The sequence below is a fragment of the Mesorhizobium sp. B2-4-13 genome (assembly GCF_006658535.1).
Lineage (GTDB): Bacteria > Pseudomonadota > Alphaproteobacteria > Rhizobiales > Rhizobiaceae > Mesorhizobium > Mesorhizobium australicum.
On sequence record NZ_VFVB01000001.1, the window covers coordinates 242,258 to 259,396 of the forward strand.

A 17,139-nucleotide genomic window follows, 5' to 3' on the forward strand; every position below is an offset into this window, starting at 1 on the left:
AGGCCGGCAAACGTGCAATTCCAGCCGAAAAAGCCTATATTTTGCATTCGGGAACCGTGAACCATGAACTCGAACGTGCAAAGCCTGAAAACCTTTCTCGGCAGCGCCGCGCGACTTGCCCTGGTCGAAGTGGCCGGTACCAAGGGCTCGACGCCGCGCGAGAAGGGCGCCTTCATGCTTGTTTCGTCGGCGGCGATCTTTGGCACGATCGGCGGTGGTCAGCTCGAATACATGGCCATCGACAAGGCGCGGCAGATGCTCATCTCCCCCCTCGAGGGGGAGATGGCCGCGAAGCGGCCAGAGGGGGGCCTCGCAGGAGGCACCGCAAGGGGGTCGAGCACTGCCGCAACGACCCCACCCGGCGGCTTCGCCGCCACCCTCCCCTCGAGGGGGAGGGGAACCCGCATCGAGGCCGACGAAATCTGCGCCTCGCTTGACGTCCCGCTCGGCCCCGAAATTGGCCAGTGCTGTGGTGGACGGGTCGAGGTGCTGATCCGGCTGGTCGATGCAGCGCTGGCCGCCGAACTGGTTGCGGCGGCGGAAGCCGAGGAAGCCCATCTGCCGCACGTCTACATCTTCGGCGGCGGCCATGTCGGCCAGGCGCTCGCGTCTACGGTAGCGCTTCTTCCCGTGCACGGTGTCGTCATCGAGACGCGGGCCGAGGCGCTGGAAGGCATGCCGGAAACCGTCGAGACGCGGCTGACGCCGATGCCGGAAGCCGAGGTTCGCGCCGCCCCGGCCGGCACCGCCTTCGCCATCCTCACCCATGACCACGCGCTCGATTTCCTGATCGTCGCAGAGGCGCTGAGACGCGGCGACGCTGCCTATGTCGGCATGATCGGTTCGAAGACCAAGAAGGCGACATTCAGAAACTGGTTCCTGAAATCGGCGGACGGCACGGAGGCTGAATTTGGCCGGCTCGTCTCGCCGATCGGTGGCGACGCCGTCAAGGACAAGCGCCCGCAGGTGATCGCCGCACTGGCGGCCGCCGAGATCATGACGGCTCTAGTCGTGCACGGGGCGGCCTCGAACCCAGGGCATCACGCTCCGCATGGCAAGGCGATGGCCGGCTAGCTCGGTCGCTTCAAGCCCAGATGCGCACGCAGCGTGGTGCCTTCATACTCCATGCGGAATAGGCCACGCCGCTGCAGTTCCGGCACCACCAGCGCGGCAAAGGCATCGAGCTCGCCAGGGAAATAAGCGGGCATGACGTTGAAGCCGTCGGCGGCACCGCCTTCGAACCGCGCCTGCAACTCGTCCGCGACTTGGGCCGCTGTCCCGACGATGCGCCAATGACCGCGCGCCCCGGCGAAATGCCGCGCTAGCTGGCGAATGGAAAGACCGTCGCGGCGCGATTGCTCGACGACCAGGGCCTGGCGGCTTTTCATGCCCTCGCTCTCGGGCAGTTCGGGCAGCGGTCCGTCGATCGGATAGCGCCAGAGGTCGGAGATGCTGAGATAGCTGGACAGCAGCGTTACGCCGACATCGTCCGGGATAAGTTCCTGCAGTTCCTCGAATTTCTCGCGCGCTTCGGCCTCGGTTTCCGCCACCACGGGCGCGACGCCGGGCATGATTTTGATGTCGTCGGGCTCGCGCCCATGGGCCGCCATGCGCCCCTTGAGGTCGTCGTAGAAGGCCTTCGCCTCCTCGAAGGTCTGTGCGGCCGTGAACACCACGTCGGCGGTGCGGGCGGCGAGGTCACGGCCGACATCCGAGGCGCCGGCCTGGACCATGACAGGCGCGCCCTGTGGCGAAGACGGCAGATCGAGCGGGTCGCGCACCGAAAAACTCTGGCCGACATGGCCTGATGCTTTGCCGTGCTACAGCCCGGTGACAACCTCGGCGAACTCACGCGCCCGCTCATAGCGGTCGGCGTGAGGCTTGAGGCCCGTCGCACCGAAATTGGCGGCTTCGATCGGGCTGGCCGACGTGACCAGATTCCAGCCGGCCCGGCCGCCGCTCAGATGGTCGAGGGACAGGAAGGTCCGCGCCAGGCCGTAAGGCTCGTTGTAGCTGGTCGATGCCGTGGACACGAGGCCGATGCGGCTGGTCTGGACGGCCAGCGCCGAAAGCAGGCTGATCGGCTCGAAGCCGATCGAGCGCGACGTCTGGCTGGCGATGCCGACATTGGCCTCGCGCAGGCCGGCGGCGTCCTCGCAGAAGATCATGTCGAACTTGGCGGCTTCCGCCGTGCGCGCCAGTGCGATGTAGTGATCGATGTCGATGCCAGCGGTCACATGCGTCTTGGGATGGCGCCAGGCGGCGATGTGATGGCCCGTCGCCCACAGGAAGACACCGAGCTTCATGCGCGCGCTCATCGGTCACCTCCGCCGGCAAGGCCGAGATGCGCGCGCATGGTTGTTCCGACGTGGTTCTCTCGAAACAAGCCGCGTCGCCGCAGTTCGGGCAAAACGTGATGGACGAAATCATCGAGCACCGCAGGCTCCGGTGACATCAAGATGTTAAACCCATCGCAACTTTTCGCCCGAAATTGTTCCTCCAGCCTGTCGGCCAGCCCGATGATGCCTGTGCTGGGAAGCGATATGCAGGTCAGCACCTTCACGGTATCCGGTTCGCTCCCGCACATGGAAACGCGGTGCCGGAAGTCGTCATAGCGTGCCTTACTCTCTACCGCCGGCCATTCGTCCCATACGATGATGTCCGCGGCGCGGGCGGCGATGTCGAAGTCGGCCTCCGACAGACCGGACAGCACCAGCACCGGCGTGTCCTGCGGCGAGCGTGCGACGTTCAGCGGGCCGCGCACGGAGAAGAATTCGCCCTTGTGGTCGAGGAGGTGCATCTTTTCGGGGTCGTGGAAGCGGCCGCCGCTCTTGTCGAACAGGAGCGCGTCCGCATCCCAGCCGTTCCACAGGCGCTGGACGACGGCGATATATTCCTCGGCGCGGCGGCGAAAATCGTCATCGGAGAACTCTTCCGGTCGGCTGAAATTGCCTGCTTCGTCTGGCGCTTGCGTCATGGTCGCATTCCAGCCGGCGCGGCCATGGCTGATGATGTCGAGCGAAGCAAAACGGCGCGCCAGATTGTACGGCTGGTGAGCAACGGTCGAGGCCGCGGCGACAAGGCCGATCTTTTCGGTCACGGTCGCCAGCGCGGCGACGAGGGTGGTTGCTTCGAACGGGCTGGTCGACCGCTCGCCGTCCGGCAAGGAATCCGAGATCATGACAATCTCGATACCGGCCGTCTCCGCCTTCCGCACGAAGGCGGAGATCTCACCGAATGTCAGACCGGCCTGCCCTGTGGCAGAAGCAATGTCGAGCGAAACGGCGAGATGCATCTTGCGGCCCATCTGGCTGCCAGCGACGTCGCACAGCCATCCGGCTCCAACCTAGGCCGGCTTTCGGGCAAGGCAACCGGATCCGATGGGCCAGGAGCCCGTCACTTGCCGGCCAGGATGTCCTTGATCAGCCGCTGGCAGCGCTCCGCCATGAAGTCGAGCAGCAGGCGCACCTTGGGATCCTGCAGCTTCTTGTGCGGATATACGGCAGCGAACTGCACCGGCGTAGGCGGGGTGCTGGCGAGAATGACCTTCAGCCGCCGGTCGCGGATGAACGGCTCGACCTCGAAGCGCGGCTTGTTGATGATACCGCGTCCCGACAGAGCCCAACCGGTCAGCACGTCGCCGTCATCGGTGTCGTAGGGCCCGTGCACTTCGAATTTTTGCTGGCCGGCCGGCGTTTGCAAGGTCCAGACATATTCGCGTGCGCCGGAATAGCGCAGCATCAGGCAGTCATGTCTCCTGCCGATCAATTCCTGCGGATCCATGGGCTCGCCGCGTGCCTCAAGATATTTGGGTGCGGCGACCAACACACGTTCGCATTCCATGATGCCGCGCATCCGAAGGCTGGAGTCCTCGATGATGCCGAGCCGGAAGGCGACATCGATGCCCTCTTTCATGATGTCGACATTGTGGTCCGAGAGCCTGAGCCGCACCTCGATATCAGGGTATTTGTCGTGAAAATCGGGAATGCCCGAGGCCACCAGCCGCCGGCCGAGCCCAAGCGGCGCCGTCACCTTGATGGTGCCGCGCGGCTGGCCGGACAGTGCCGAGACGGCCGCCTCCGCTTCAGTGATCGCCTCCAGAACCTGCTTCGCGCCCGAGTAGAACACGGTGCCGTGCTCGGTCGGCATCAACTGCCGTGTCGTGCGGTTGAACAGCCGGACGCCGAGATGCTTCTCCAGTTCCTTGATACGGTTCGAGGCGACCGCCGGCGAAATGCGCATGTCGCGCCCGGCCGCCGACAGATTGCCGAGCTCGACGACGCGGACGAAGACGGCGATGTTGTCGAGATAGGCCATGCGGAGCACCTTCGCCGGTTTGCAGGGATCAACCTAGTATTTTCCAATTTTTTTTGAAAGTCATCGCACACCTCGCCTCTTTCCGTTTACGCGCCACACCTTAAAGTCGCGTCATCGGCAGGGACGACTTCAATGATGGATTTCGCGATTTTCTGGGACTGGCTGAGCTTCGCCGTGCGCTGGCTGCACGTCGTCACCGGCATCGCCTGGATCGGCTCGTCCTTCTATTTCGTCGCGCTCGATCTGGGCCTGCGCCAGCGACCAGGCATGCCCGTCGGCGCCTTCGGCGAGGAATGGCAGGTGCATGGCGGTGGCTTCTACCACATCCAGAAATATCTGGTGGCGCCGGCCGAGATGCCCGAGCATCTGACCTGGTTCAAGTGGGAATCCTACGCCACCTGGCTGTCCGGTTTCGCCATGCTGTGCGTGGTTTATTACGCCGGAGCGGACCTGTTCCTGATCGATCCCAATGTGCTGCCGATGTCGGTGCCAATAGGCATCCTGCTGTCGATGGCGACGATCGGCGTCGGCTGGGTGGTCTATGATCTCCTGTGCCGCTCGCCGCTCGGCAAAAGCGACACCGGCCTGATGCTGGTTCTCTATTGCGTGCTGGTGTTCATCGCCTGGGGACTGACGCATCTGTTCACCGGCCGCGCCGCCTTCCTGCATCTTGGCGCCATCACCGCGACGATCATGTCGGCCAATGTCTTCATGGTCATCATTCCGAACCAGAAGATCGTCGTCGCCGACCTCATCGCAGGACGCAAGCCGGATCCGAAGTACGGCAAGATCGCCAAGCAGCGTTCGCTCCACAACAACTATCTGACGCTCCCCGTGCTGTTCCTGATGCTGTCGAACCACTATCCGCTGGCGTTCGGGACACAGTTCAACTGGGTCATCGCCTCGCTGGTGTTCATCATCGGTGTCTTGATCCGCCACTATTTCAACAGCGTGCACAAACGTGCCGGCAACCCGCACTGGACCTGGCTGGGCGCCCTTGTCCTGTTCCTCATCATCATCTGGCTGTCGACCGTGCCGAAGGTGCTGACCGGTGAACCCAAGGTTTCCGCCTCGGCGCAAGTCTATATCGCCTCGGCGCATTTCCCGGCGGTGCGCGACACCGTGCTTGGCCGCTGCTCGATGTGCCATGCCGCAGAGCCGGTCTACGAGGGCATCTACCACGCGCCCAAGGGGGTGATGCTGGATACGGACGCGGGCATTGCCGATCATGCCCGCGAGATTTACCTGCAGGCAGGCCGCAGCCACGCCATGCCGCCCGCCAATGTCACAGAGATCACCGACAAGGAGCGGGCGCTGCTGGTCGCCTGGTTCGAAGGCGCGGGGAAATAAGCATGACCTCGACACTTCTGCGCGGCCGCACGCTGTCCTTCGTGCGCTGGCCGCAAACCATCGACGACCACTCCGCCTGGCGCTACGAGGAAGATGGCGGCCTGCTGATAAGCGACGGCAGGATCGTTGCGTCGGGCGCCTACGCCGATGTCGAGAAACAGGCTGGCGAGGGGACGAAAAAGATCGATCACCGGCCGCATCTGTTGCTGCCGGGCTTCATCGATGCCCATGTGCATTTCCCGCAGATGCAGATCATCGCTTCCTATGGCGCCGAACTGCTAGACTGGCTGAACACCTACACCTTTCCCGAAGAAGCAAAATTCGCCAACGCGCAGCATGGCCGCCGCATCGCGCGCCTGTTCCTTGATGAGACGGTGCGCCATGGCACGACGACGGTCGCCGCGTACTGTTCGGTGCACAAGGCGTCGGCGGAAGCCTTCTTCGCCGAGTCGCACGCGCGCGACATGCTCAACATCGCCGGCAAGGTGATGATGGACCGCAACGCGCCCGAAGGCGTGCTCGACACGCCGCAATCCGGCTATGACGACACCAAGGCGCTGATCGCCGAGTGGCACGGCAAGGGCCGCCAGCTTTATGCCATCACGCCACGCTTTGCCATCACCTCCTCACCGGAGCAGATGGAGATGGCCGGCGCGCTGTGCCGCGAACATCCCGACCTGCACATGCAGACGCACCTGTCGGAAAACCACGCCGAGATTGCCTTCACGCAACAGCTCTACCCCTGGTCGCGCGACTACACCGATGTTTACGAACATTACGGTCTGCTTGGCAAAAGGAGCCTGTTCGGCCATTGCATTCATTTGTCGGAGCGTGAGGCGGACGCGCTGTCGGACAGCGGTTCGGTGGCTGTATTCTGCCCGACCTCCAACCTGTTCCTCGGCTCGGGCCTGTTCGACTATCAGCGCTTTCGCCGCCGCGACAAGCCATTGCGCATCGCGGCCGCCACCGATGTCGGCGGCGGCACCAACTATTCGATGCTGCGTACCATGGACGAGGGCTACAAGGTGATCGCGCTCAATGGTGAGAAGCTCAACCCGTTCCAGTCATTCTGGCAGATCACGCGTGGCAACGCCGAGGCGCTGTCGGTGGCGGACAGGATCGGCACGCTGGAGGATGGCACCGACGCCGATATCGTCGTGCTCGATGCCAGGGCGACGCCGGCGATGCGGCTCAGGATGGAAACGGTCGAGACGCTGGCGCAGGAACTGTTCCTGCTGCAGACGCTGGGAGACGACCGCGCGGTGCGCGAGGTCTATGTCGCGGGGCGGCCTGCCAAGAGCGACATCGCAATTTAGCGCTGCGGCGTGTTCCCCGCTTGACCCGGCGGCAGCCATCGGTCAAAGCGTGCGGCGAAGTTGACAGGGGAACGACATGGCCGTTGCTGACGACATCGCTCTGATCAAGAGACAGGAAGAGACGCTTGTCTTCACGGCCTTCGACGAGGCTGTCGCCTTCGAGATCGGTTCGGCCATCCGTCGTCGTGCAACAGCAGAGAACCTGCCGATTATAGTCGATATCAGGCTGTGGGACCGGCCCCTGTTCTATGCGGCGATGCCTGGTTCGAATGCTTCCAATCCCGACTGGGCGCGGCGCAAAATCAATGTCGTGAAGCGCTATCTCAGAAGCACTTACCGGCTGGTGCTGGAGCAGCAGCGCCCCGACCGCACCTTCAAGATCGGCGAGGGGCTCGATATTGCTGACTATGTGTTGGCCGGCGGCGGCTTTCCGGTTGCGGTCAAGGGCGTCGGTGTTATCGGCGTGATCGCGGTCTCTGGCCTGCCTGAGCGCCAGGATCATGGCGTGGTGGTCGATGCGCTGTGCGATTACCTGGCCATCGATGCAGGCAAGCTTGCTCTGCCGCCGGAAGAAAAATCGTGACGTCAGCGCTGCCCCTCACCCTCACCCTCACCCTCTCCCCGTATAGAGACGGGGAGAGGGGCGTACCAACGCTGGAGCGCTTCCCTTCTCCCCGTCACTATACGGGGAGAAGGTGCCGGCAGGCGGATGAGGGGCGGAGCCAGCCTTGCGGCTATTCGCAAATCGCCGATGGCAGCCAAGGATGACCGTGCTCGATCCCAAATCCTTCCTCATCTCCATCTTCGACGCCGCCGTCGCGGCCGCCGATCCGGAAAAGACCATTCGCGATCATTTGCCGGCAAAGCCGAAGGGCCGCACCATCGTCATCGGTGCCGGCAAGGGCTCGGCGCAGATGGCGGCGGCCTTCGAGAAGGTCTGGGATGGGACGATCGAAGGCCTGGTCGTTACCCGCTACGGCTATGGCGCCAAATGCGAGCGCATCGAGATTATCGAGGCCGCGCACCCGGTGCCGGACGCCGCCGGGCTCGAGGCCTCGCGGCGCCTGCTGGAGAAGGTGCAAGGGCTGACAGCGGACGATCTGGTCGTGGCGCTGATTTCCGGCGGCGGTTCGGCGCTGCTGCCGTCTCCGGCCGCCGGCCTGACGCTGGCCGACGAGATCGCCGTCAACGAGGCGCTGCTTGCCTCCGGCGCGCCGATCGCGGCGATGAATACCATCCGCAAACACCTCTCCACCATCAAAGGCGGCCGGCTGGCTGCCGCGGCCTGGCCGGCCAAGGTGGTGTCGCTGGTGGTTTCCGACATCCCCGGCGACAATCCGGCCCTTGTCGCGTCCGGCCCAACCGTTCCCGATGTCGGCAGCCGTGAGAATGCCCTGGCTTCGATATCAGCCTATGGCATGAAACTACCGGATGCGGTGATGGCGCATCTCCAGTCGCCGGCGGCCGACGCACCAGATCCCGGCGATCAGCGCTTTGCGCGCAACGAGGTGCATCTGGTCGCATCGGCCGGCGTGTCGCTGGAAGCGGCAGCGGTGGAAGCGAGGCGGCAAGGCATCGAAGCCGTCATCCTCTCCGATGCCATCGAAGGCGAAGCACGCGAGGTCGGCGGCGTCCACGCGGCAATCGCCCGCGAAGTGGCAACGCGCAACCGGCCCTTCCAAAAGCCGGTTCTGATCCTCTCGGGCGGGGAGACCACCGTCACGCTGCGGGCCAAAGGCAAGGGTGGCCGCAATTCGGAATTCCTGCTTGCGTTCGCCATTGGCATCAATGGCATCGAAGGCATTCACGCCCTGGCGGCCGACACTGACGGCATCGACGGCTCGGAAGACAATGCCGGCGCCTTCGCCGACGGCTCGACCGTTTCGCGCATGCGCGCGGCGGGTGTGGATGCCAAGGCGATGCTGGCCGGAAACAATGCCTGGACGGCCTTCAATGCCGTTGGCGATCTCTTCGTGCCCGGCCCGACCGGCACGAACGTGAATGATCTCAGGGCAATTCTCGTTCGCTAAACCGGCAGATCAAGCTGCCATCAGCTTCTTCACCTGCCTCATATCCTGCAAAAACCGCTCGCGTTCGGCTTCTTTGTCGGCGTGATCCCGAATGCGCAGGATGAAGGACGGATGGATGGTGAGGAAGACACGCAAGCCATCCTCGCGTTCGATCACCTGGCCCCGCATCTTGGTCACCGGGACCGCCTTGCCAAGCAGGGATAGCGCCGCCGTGGCGCCGAGCGCCACGGCGAGATTCGGCTTGATCAGGTCAAACTCGTGGTCTAGCCACCAGCGGCAGGCTTGAACCTCGCCGACATTCGGCTTGGAGTGGATGCGGCGTTTTCCGCGCGGTTCGAATTTGAAGTGCTTGACCGCGTTGGTGACGTAGACCTTCAGCCGGTCGACCCCGGCATCGTCCAATATGGCATCGAAAACCTTGCCCGCCGGGCCGACGAACGGCTGGCCGGCGAGGTCTTCCTGGTCGCCCGGCTGTTCGCCGACGAAAATCACCTTGGCGTTGTCAGGCCCCTCGCCGAATACGGTCTGCGTCGCATCGCGCCAAAGCGGACAGCGGCGGCATCCCTTGGCGGCCTCGCGCAATTCGGAAACCGTGTGCGCGTCGCGGTCATCAGGCGCTTCGGTAGGCTCATGCTTAGGCCAGTGCCTCGCCTGCACCTTGGCGTGGTGCGGCGCGGGCGTTGTCGGCATCTTCGCAATCATATCCCTGGCGGCCTCGTCCGCTCCTGCGATCAAGTCAGGAATGAGCGAGGCCTCGGGAAGGTTCCGCCAATATTTCTTCGGCATCTCCTTTTGCATGGCCTTCACCTTGAGGCGTGCCGGATTGAAGATGTGCTCGAAATAAGTCCTCCACAGCGTCTCGGTGTCGTCCTTGTCTGGCGCATCGCCCTTGGCCGCGCCCGGCCCGATCGCCAGCCTCTCGCCATCCCAATCGGCGGACGCGTAAGGCGTCAGGATCGTCCAGCGCATGCCGGTAAAACGCCTGATGAAGAAATCCGCATTGCGCTCGACGATGAAATGGTCGGGTTCGAACCAGGCGACATAGTGTTCATCCTCGCCGTCACCGATCTTCCGGAAGCGGACGAAGGCGTGCATCTTGTGGCTGTCGCGCCGCACCGCCTTTTCCATGGTTTCAAGCCGTTTGGTGTCGGGATCCGATGCGATCGCCAGCAATTTGGGCTCGGTGCGCAGCCGCCACAGCAGCCTGTAGAGAAAGGCGAAACGTCCGGGATCGGAATGGCAGAAGGCGGTCTCGGCGTGGCCGATGAAATCGCGTGGCACAATGAGCTCAGCGCCCTGCGGCACGTCAGGCAATTCGCTTGGCGGCCGGTCGAGACCGGCTACGACATGCCAGCTGATGTCCCCGGGGCTGACCTCATTCAACGCCAGCCGCCGAGCCGCGTCGCGCCAGCCGGCGAAATCGGTCTGGCTTTCAAGCCAAACGGTGTGGCGGGTGAGGTCGAGCTCGGCTGGCGGCATCGTCAAAACAGCGCCAGTTGTTCGCAGGATTGCACGATCTTGCCGCGCAGTCCGGCCTTGTCTGTGAGCGCGCCTGGCGACCAGCCTTCGGCGATGATGAAGGGCCTGAGCTTGGCGATCGAATGGCAGAGCCGGCCGACATCCTCGAGCCGCAGTCGCCGGTAGCGGCGGGTTTCGAGGATTTTCGCGACAACCTTGGTTCCCAGGCCAGGCACGCGCAGCAGCGCTTCGCGGTCGGCGCGGTTGACGTCGACGGGGAAGCGTCCCCGGTTGCGCAGCGCCCAGGCAAGTTTCGGATCGATGGCGAGATCGAGCATGCCATCGCTGCTGCCGGCCAGGATTTCAGGCTGCGAAAATCCGTAGAAGCGCATCAGCCAGTCGGCCTGGTAGAGCCGGTGTTCGCGCATCAGCGGCGGCTTCCGGAGCGGGAGCGATGACGAGGAATCGGGGATCGGACTGAAGGCCGAGTAATAGACGCGCCGCAAATGGTAGCTGCCATACAGCCGGGCGCTGGCGTGCAGGATGCCGTCGTCGGAGGTGTTGTCCGCGCCAATGATCATCTGCGTCGACTGGCCACCCGGGGCGAAGCGTTCGCGTTTTTTGGTCCGCAACGTCGGCTCGGCTTTTTCCTCCATCTTCCGGCGCAAATTGGCCATGGAAAGCCGGATTGTCTCCGGCCTCTTTTCCGGCGCCAGCTTCTTCACGCCCTCGTCGGTGGGCAATTCGACATTGATCGACAGGCGGTCGGCATAGAGCCCGGCCTTCTCGATCAGGTCCGCCGAACTCTCGGGGATGGTTTTGAGATGGATATAGCCGGAGAATTTTTCCTCCAGCCGCAGCCGCCGCGCCACCTCGACCATCTCGCCCATGGTCTCGTCAGGCGAACGGATGACGCCCGAGGACAGGAAAAGCCCTTCGACATAATTGCGCCGGTAGAAATCCATGGTCAGCTTCACCACCTCGTCGATGCCGAAGCGGGCGCGCCGCACATTCGAGGACGAGCGGTTGATGCAATAGCTGCAGTCGTAGATGCAGAAATTGGTCAGCAGGATTTTCAGCAGCGAGATGCAGCGGCCGTCCGGTGCGTAGGAATGGCAGATGCCCATGCCTTCGGTGGAGCCGATGCCGCCGGATTTCAAAGAATCCTTCTTCGCCGCGCCCGATGAGGCGCAGGAGGCGTCGTATTTGGCGGCGTCGGACAGGATTGCCAGTTTCTCACGAACAGGGAGTGCGCTCATTTGTTCATGATATGTTCTAGTAGGCCAATGCGCCATCTCATTTGATGGTGACGGCGAAAAAGTGATCGCCGCCGGTCTCCCGCATCAGACTTCGTGCAGATAGAGATGATAGTCCAGCTCGCTTACCGTGCGCGCCACGCGCAGGTACTCGGACTGCTTGATCGCCACAAAGGTGCGGTGCAGGTCCTCGCCGAGCGCGCCCTTCAGGAAGCTGGACGCCTTGGCCGCTTCGATGGCGGCCCGCCAATCGGCCGGCATCGTCGTGCGGGTGATTGCCGCTTCATAGCCATTGCCGGTCGTTTCGGGGCCGGGATCGAGCCCTTCGTCGAGGCCCTTGACGATGCCGGCAAGCACCGTCGCGGCAATCAGATACGGATTGGCGTCGACGCCTGATGGACGATGCTCGATGCGCCGGTTCTTTGCATCGCCGGCCGGCACGCGCAACGCTACCGAGCGGTTGTTGACGCCCCAGCTCGGCGCCACCGGCGCATAGGATTGCGAGACGAAGCGCCGCCAGGAATTGGCATGCGGCGCAAACACCAGCATTGATTCCGCCATGGTCTGGATCAGCCCGCCGAGGCCACGCAGCAGCGGCAGCGACCAGCTCTCGCCGGCGGCTTCCGCAAAGACGTTTCGGCCGTCCTTGTCCTGCAGCGAGACATGGAAATGCATACCGGAGCCGGCATATTTCTCGATCGGCTTGGCCATGAAGCAGGCGGTGACACCATGGCGGCGCGCCTGCGCCCGCACCAGCCGCTTCAGCATGACCAGATCGTCGGCCGCCCGCATCACGTCCTTGCGGTAATTCAGCGTCAGTTCGTACTGGCCGGGCGCATATTCGGAAATCACCGTCTCGGCCGGAATGCCTTGCGCCTTGGCGGCGGCGTAGATGTCGGAGAACAACGGCTCCATGCCGTGCAGATGGTCGACTGAATAAACTTCGGTCTTGCCCGAGACGCGGCCATCGAGCACCGCGCGCGCCGGCTGCACCTTGCCGTCGGCGTCGCGCTCATTGGCCAGCAGAAAAAACTCGAGCTCGAAGGCACCGGCGGGATAGAGTCCCTTGGCCGCCAATATGTCGACCTGCCGGGCAAGCGCCAGCCGCGGATCCGAAGACATTGGCTGGCCGTCGAGATGGTACATCGCCATCAGCAGTTGGCCGCGCGGTGGCTTCGTGCCGTAAAGCGGCACCAGCGTGCCCGGAATCGGCCAGGCCCTCAGATCGCCGTCGCCGCTGTCCCAGATCAGCCCGGTTTCGTGCACATCCTCGCCGGTGATGTCGAGGCCGAGAATGGAGATCGGCATGTGCCGGCCGCCCTCGAAAATGCTTTTCAGCTCATGCCGGCGCACGATCTTGCCGCGCCCCACACCATTGGCGTCGGTCAGCACGATATCGAAGGCCTCGATCTCGGGATGGGCGTCGAGGAAGGCTTGCGCCTCGGTGGGCGTCGAGCCCGAAGGTGAGGTCATGATCGCACTCAAGTTTGGCTTGGGCGCTTGTCTCACGCCGCAAGCTTCGCCGCAACCGCGCCGAACGCGGCGATCAGCCGGTTGACCTGGGTGCCTGACGTTGCCGGCGAGATCAGCATCATGTTGTGGAACGGTGCGATCAGCACGCCGCGATTGACCAATGCGACATGGATGGCAGCCTCCAGTTCCGGCGCATGCGCAACTTCCGCCTCGGCACCGTTGCGCAGCGGGCCGGGCGCGCAGATGAACTCGACGCGTGCCCCGACGCGGGAGACATGCCAGGGCAGATTGTAACGATCGATCACGCCGGTCAGCCCGGCATCGAGCCGCCGCGCCAGATGATCCATGCGGTCGTAATTCTCCTGCGTCATCACCTCCTCGAGCGTGGCGCGCATGGCGGCGAACTGCAGCGGGTTGGCCGACAGCGTCGTGCCCATGCCGGAATATCCCGGCTCTTTCGTTCTGTTATAGTCAGCGTAGCGCGAGGCGACCTCCTCGCTCATGCCCCAGACGCTCGCCGGCACGCCGCCGGCAATCGGCTTGCCCAGCACGAACAAGTCGGGCTCCAGCCCATATTTACTGGTGTAACCACCGGGACCGGTCGAGATCGTATGCGTCTCGTCGATCAAGAGCAGAGTGCCGGCTTCACGCGTCAATTTTCGCAGCGCATCATGGTAGCCAGGGTCGGCAAGTACCATGCAGGAATTGGTCAGCACCGGCTCGGCGATGACGCAGGCAACGTCCCTGTCCTTGAGCGCGGCTTCCAGTGCGGCAACGTCGTTGAACTCGATGACCTTGGCCGTGCGGGTCAGGTCGCGGAATTCGCCCGCCAGTCCCGGCCGGTTGACGGGCTTGCCGTCGATCAGCCGCACCATCGTCTCGTCCACCGAGCCGTGATAGCAGCCGTTGAAGACCAGGATCTTCTCCCTGGAGGTGACGGCACGGGCGACGCGCAGCGCGAAGCGATTGGCGTCGGTCGCCGTGGTCGCGATCTGCCAGAACGGCAGGCCGAAGCGCTGCTGCAGCAGCGGCCCGATGGCCAGCGCATCCTCGGAAGGCAGCATATAGGTCAGGCCGCGCCCCGCCTGGCGGCGAATGGCGCGCGCCACCGGCGGAGGCGAGTGGCCGAACATCGAACCGGTGTCGCCGAGGCAGAAATCGTCCAGCTTGTTGCCGTCCATGTCGGTGATCGTGGCGCCTCGGGCGCTGTCGACCAGGATCGGAAACGGGGTCGGCCAATCGTTCATCCAGTGCATCGGCACGCCGCCGAAGAAGCCGGGCAGGCCGTTGCCGACCTTGGTTTGCGATCTCGGCCGCGCCTCGCGAAAGGCTGCCCCTTCCGTCTCGCGCAATTGCGCGATGCGGTCGCGACTGATCCCGCCGATGGTCTTTGAACTGTCGCTGCCGTGCATGAAAATCCCTCTGGCTCATTCCTACTTACCCAATCCACCTCCGCAACGGCAATTGGCCGTGCGTCCGTTCTGCATTGGCTCAGCCGCCAGCGGCGGCGCTTGACCCCGCTTGCGAAGTCGGCGCCAATGCTGTCGGCAACGACAAGCGGGGGAAAGAATGCGGACGATCATCTGCGTGACCATGCTCTTCCTGTCGGCCGGTACGGCGTTCGCGACCGGCGGTATCTGGTGCACCGTCGATGATCCACAGGTCAAATTCCAGGTCGATGCCGGCGTCACCACGGGCATGGGCGGCCCGACTTTCAATTTCCGCGGCGACCTCGAAATCAAGGCAAGGCCCACGGGTGATCCATTGCGCAAGACGGTGTTCGAGGATGCGAACCTCACCCAGTATTGGCTCGACGACAAGGAACTGCGGCTGAACATCTACCACGAGCAGCAGGTCGCCAAGGTCTACAGTTCGGTCGAATTGACGATCCTGACCAGGGCCAGCGACGAGGGCGTCTATGACGGGCATTACAAGCTCGCTGTCTATGACAGCACCGCCGACAAGGAAAGCGACGGCAAGCCCGTCGATCTGACCGGCAAGGTCTCCTGCGGGGCCGAGTGATCGGCCATCCCGGCTAGGCCGTGATGTCGATGACGCCACAGTCGCCGGCGGCGCTGCCGAAGGCGACGCGGCGTTCTTCCCTGTCCCACATCATGGCAGTGATGGCGCCCTTGCCCGGTCGCCGCAAAAGCACCTCCTTGGCGTCGGAAAAGCGCACGGCCATCACCATGCCGTCGTCGTAACCGACTGCGACGACGTCCTGGCTCGGATGGCAGGCGACCGCCGTCACCATGGCATTGCCGCGCGTGCCGAGCTCCAGCGGCGCCTTGCCCATCGGGCCGTCCTTGCCCGAAAACGGCCAGACGATCGCCGCCGGCGCGCCGGAACTGGCCAGCCACTTGCCTTTCACGCTCCATGACAGGCTTTTGACCTTGCCGGGATAGCCGCTCATGCGCATGTGCTTGCCGTCGGCCAGCTTCCAGCCATGCAGGGCGTTTTCCTGCATGGTGGTGACCAGAAAGGCGCCGTCCGGCGAGAAGGTGATGCCGGTGTGCGCGCCCGCCCATTCCAGTTCCACCGGCTTGCCCTCGGCGGCGGGGAAATGCAGCGTCGCGCCATTGTAGCGGGCGACGCCGAAGCGCATGCCCTTGGGCGAGAAGGCCAGCCCCTCGACCGAGCGCGGATGGGCAAATTCCCGGGTCTTGCCATCGGCGAAGCGCACGAAGGCGGTCTTGCCCGTGGCATAGGCGATGGCTCCTTGCGGCCCGGCGGCAACGCTGGTGATCCATTTTTTTCCCGCGTTCGCCACCTCCTGGGTCTCGCCGCCGGCTTTCACGGCAAAAACCTTGCCGTCCTCGCCGCCGGTGATCAGCCGGTCGTTGGCCGCGTCATGGAAGGCGGCAAGCAGCCCGTCATTGGCCTGCACCGTCTTGTGGCCATTGTCGAGCCGATGGACAGCACCATCGGCCAGCGCGAAATGCGGCACGTCGCCGAGGAAGACGGCGGCGACGCAATGGCCTTCGAGGTCAAGCGGGGCAACTGTGGGCATGGGTTATCTTTGTTCGACTGGATTAGAATTGTAGAGGCGGCTTACTCGACGTTTGCGGTTCCGACAACCATCGGGATTGGCAAGTGATGAAGGGGCAGGCGTCAAAGCAGCCCCTTGGCTCGTAGATCCGCAGCGAATGCTGCCAACGGCATCACCAGAGTCAAATCCGATCCTGTGAGACGCTCGGCGCCGTAGCTTGCATACCACTTTGCCGCCCGCTCGCTCTTGGCGTCGATGATGAGCAGAATGCCGCCCCCTTCTCCCGCAAGCCGCAGGCAGCGCAATGCCGTCGCGGCAAGCAACTGACCTCCGAGGCCTTGCCCGGCGACGGTGCGATCGGTGGCAAGACGGCCAAGCTTGAAGCCGGAAACTTCGTGTCGTGCCAAGCCTCTCGTCAGGGCTGCGGGAACGGCTTCATGAGCGACGGCGGACGGCGCGATCGTATAAAAACCGAGTACACGTTCCGAAGCTGTATCGCCGATCGCGCAGAAGGTCTTGGCCGCATTCTGATCATGGCTCTGTCGCGCGAACCGCTGCAGAAATTCGTTCATCTGCAGGTCGCCACAATCGAAGGACGCTCGATCGTGGCGTTTTGCTATTGGCTCCTCGTGCCAGGACGGAAGAGTCACAAAGTGTCCGGCAAGGCCGCAATCGCCGCCTTGAGTCTGGCGTTGGGTTTTGGCGGGTGTTCCAGCAGGTCCAGGATGCGCTTAAAGTCGCGGTCGGACACCTTCGTCACTTCAGCCGCATCAATCACCGCCTGCGCCGCAGGCACGATCTTATCGAGGATGAAGTCTGCCATGTCTTTGTGCGAGAGCGCAGCGGCGCGCGCGATCATCGCCTTCTCCGAAGGGGGAATGCGGATTTGGTAGCGCTCGGTCTTGTTGTCCGCAGGTCTAGGCATGGTCATTCCTCATCGCGATACGTAC

Annotated in this window: 15 protein-coding genes and 1 pseudogene; 6 read left to right on the plus strand and 10 right to left on the minus strand. The window is 63.8% G+C overall.

The window, feature by feature from the left end; all coding sequences use genetic code 11:
- Window positions 1-63: 63 nt before the first annotated feature.
- A complete protein-coding gene (gene xdhC, locus FJ936_RS01245; protein WP_141906033.1) occupies window positions 64-1,074 on the plus strand; it encodes a xanthine dehydrogenase accessory protein XdhC in 1,011 nt (336 codons plus the stop codon).
- Here the strand turns inward: xdhC and FJ936_RS01250 are convergent.
- The 3 genes and pseudogenes from FJ936_RS01250 to FJ936_RS01260 all read right to left on the minus strand — a co-directional run bounded on the left by FJ936_RS01250 (window position 1,071) and on the right by FJ936_RS01260 (window position 4,317).
- Window positions 1,071-2,318: pseudogene (locus tag FJ936_RS01250) on the minus strand (LLM class flavin-dependent oxidoreductase). The gene xdhC and the pseudogene FJ936_RS01250 overlap by 4 nt on opposite strands.
- The gene (locus tag FJ936_RS01255) at window positions 2,315-3,307 is read right to left on the minus strand and encodes an LLM class flavin-dependent oxidoreductase (protein ID WP_141906034.1); all 993 of its coding nucleotides are present in this window, start codon (window positions 3,305-3,307) and stop codon (window positions 2,315-2,317) included. Before FJ936_RS01255 ends, FJ936_RS01250 begins: the two are co-directional and overlap by 4 nt.
- An 89-nt stretch (window positions 3,308-3,396) precedes the next feature.
- Window positions 3,397-4,317 carry a LysR family transcriptional regulator gene (locus tag FJ936_RS01260; protein ID WP_015314312.1) on the minus strand — a complete coding sequence of 307 codons (921 nt, stop codon included), beginning with the start codon at window positions 4,315-4,317 and terminating at the stop codon, window positions 3,397-3,399.
- Window positions 4,318-4,449: 132 nt separating this feature from the next.
- On the opposite strand from FJ936_RS01260, the gene FJ936_RS01265 reads away from it, so the two are divergent.
- From FJ936_RS01265 to FJ936_RS01285, 4 genes are all read left to right on the plus strand, one after another.
- Entirely contained in the window at window positions 4,450-5,667 is a 1,218-nt protein-coding gene (locus FJ936_RS01265; protein WP_015314311.1) for a urate hydroxylase PuuD, read from the plus strand.
- A 2-nt stretch (window positions 5,668-5,669) separates the two neighbouring features.
- On the plus strand, window positions 5,670-6,983 hold the full coding sequence (gene guaD / locus FJ936_RS01270; protein ID WP_141906035.1) for a guanine deaminase: 1,314 nt from the start codon (window positions 5,670-5,672) through the stop codon (window positions 6,981-6,983).
- Between the two features lie 76 nt (window positions 6,984-7,059).
- Window positions 7,060-7,566, plus strand: coding sequence for a heme-degrading domain-containing protein (locus tag FJ936_RS01275; RefSeq protein ID WP_140714373.1), 507 nt, complete (start codon window positions 7,060-7,062; stop codon window positions 7,564-7,566).
- 181 nt (window positions 7,567-7,747) lie between these two features.
- Window positions 7,748-9,013 (plus strand): glycerate kinase, encoded by a 1,266-nt coding sequence (locus FJ936_RS01285; protein WP_141906036.1) that lies wholly within the window; start codon window positions 7,748-7,750, stop codon window positions 9,011-9,013.
- A gap of 9 nt (window positions 9,014-9,022) precedes the next feature.
- Here the strand turns inward: FJ936_RS01285 and FJ936_RS01290 are convergent, their stop codons facing one another.
- The 4 genes from FJ936_RS01290 to FJ936_RS01305 form a co-directional block, all read right to left on the minus strand.
- Window positions 9,023-10,492: a UdgX family uracil-DNA binding protein gene (locus FJ936_RS01290; protein WP_141906037.1), complete on the minus strand. Its 1,470-nt coding sequence runs from the start codon at window positions 10,490-10,492 to the stop codon at window positions 9,023-9,025.
- 2 nt (window positions 10,493-10,494) lie between these two features.
- Complete coding sequence (locus tag FJ936_RS01295) at window positions 10,495-11,730, minus strand: putative DNA modification/repair radical SAM protein (RefSeq protein WP_140714367.1); 1,236 nt, start codon at window positions 11,728-11,730, stop codon at window positions 10,495-10,497.
- 84 nt (window positions 11,731-11,814) lie between these two features.
- Window positions 11,815-13,200, minus strand: coding sequence for a glutamine synthetase family protein (locus tag FJ936_RS01300; protein ID WP_141906038.1), 1,386 nt, complete (start codon window positions 13,198-13,200; stop codon window positions 11,815-11,817).
- A 32-nt stretch (window positions 13,201-13,232) separates the two neighbouring features.
- Window positions 13,233-14,612 (minus strand): aspartate aminotransferase family protein, encoded by a 1,380-nt coding sequence (locus FJ936_RS01305; RefSeq protein WP_140788594.1) that lies wholly within the window; start codon window positions 14,610-14,612, stop codon window positions 13,233-13,235.
- A gap of 157 nt (window positions 14,613-14,769) precedes the next feature.
- Here FJ936_RS01305 and FJ936_RS01310 point away from each other — a divergent pair, with 157 nt between their 5' ends.
- Window positions 14,770-15,222, plus strand: coding sequence for a hypothetical protein (locus FJ936_RS01310; protein ID WP_140788596.1), 453 nt, complete (start codon window positions 14,770-14,772; stop codon window positions 15,220-15,222).
- A gap of 13 nt (window positions 15,223-15,235) precedes the next feature.
- On the opposite strand, the gene FJ936_RS01315 is transcribed toward FJ936_RS01310, so the two are convergent.
- The 3 genes from FJ936_RS01315 to FJ936_RS01325 form a co-directional block, all read right to left on the minus strand.
- A complete protein-coding gene (locus FJ936_RS01315; RefSeq protein WP_140723408.1) occupies window positions 15,236-16,210 on the minus strand; it encodes a WD40 repeat domain-containing protein in 975 nt (324 codons plus the stop codon).
- Window positions 16,211-16,311: 101 nt separating this feature from the next.
- Window positions 16,312-16,839 (minus strand): GNAT family N-acetyltransferase, encoded by a 528-nt coding sequence (locus tag FJ936_RS01320; protein WP_140788597.1) that lies wholly within the window; start codon window positions 16,837-16,839, stop codon window positions 16,312-16,314.
- The gene (locus FJ936_RS01325; protein ID WP_015314300.1) at window positions 16,836-17,114 is read right to left on the minus strand and encodes a DUF1778 domain-containing protein; all 279 of its coding nucleotides are present in this window, start codon (window positions 17,112-17,114) and stop codon (window positions 16,836-16,838) included. The genes FJ936_RS01320 and FJ936_RS01325 overlap by 4 nt, the downstream gene beginning before the upstream one ends.
- Window positions 17,115-17,139 lie beyond the last annotated feature (25 nt).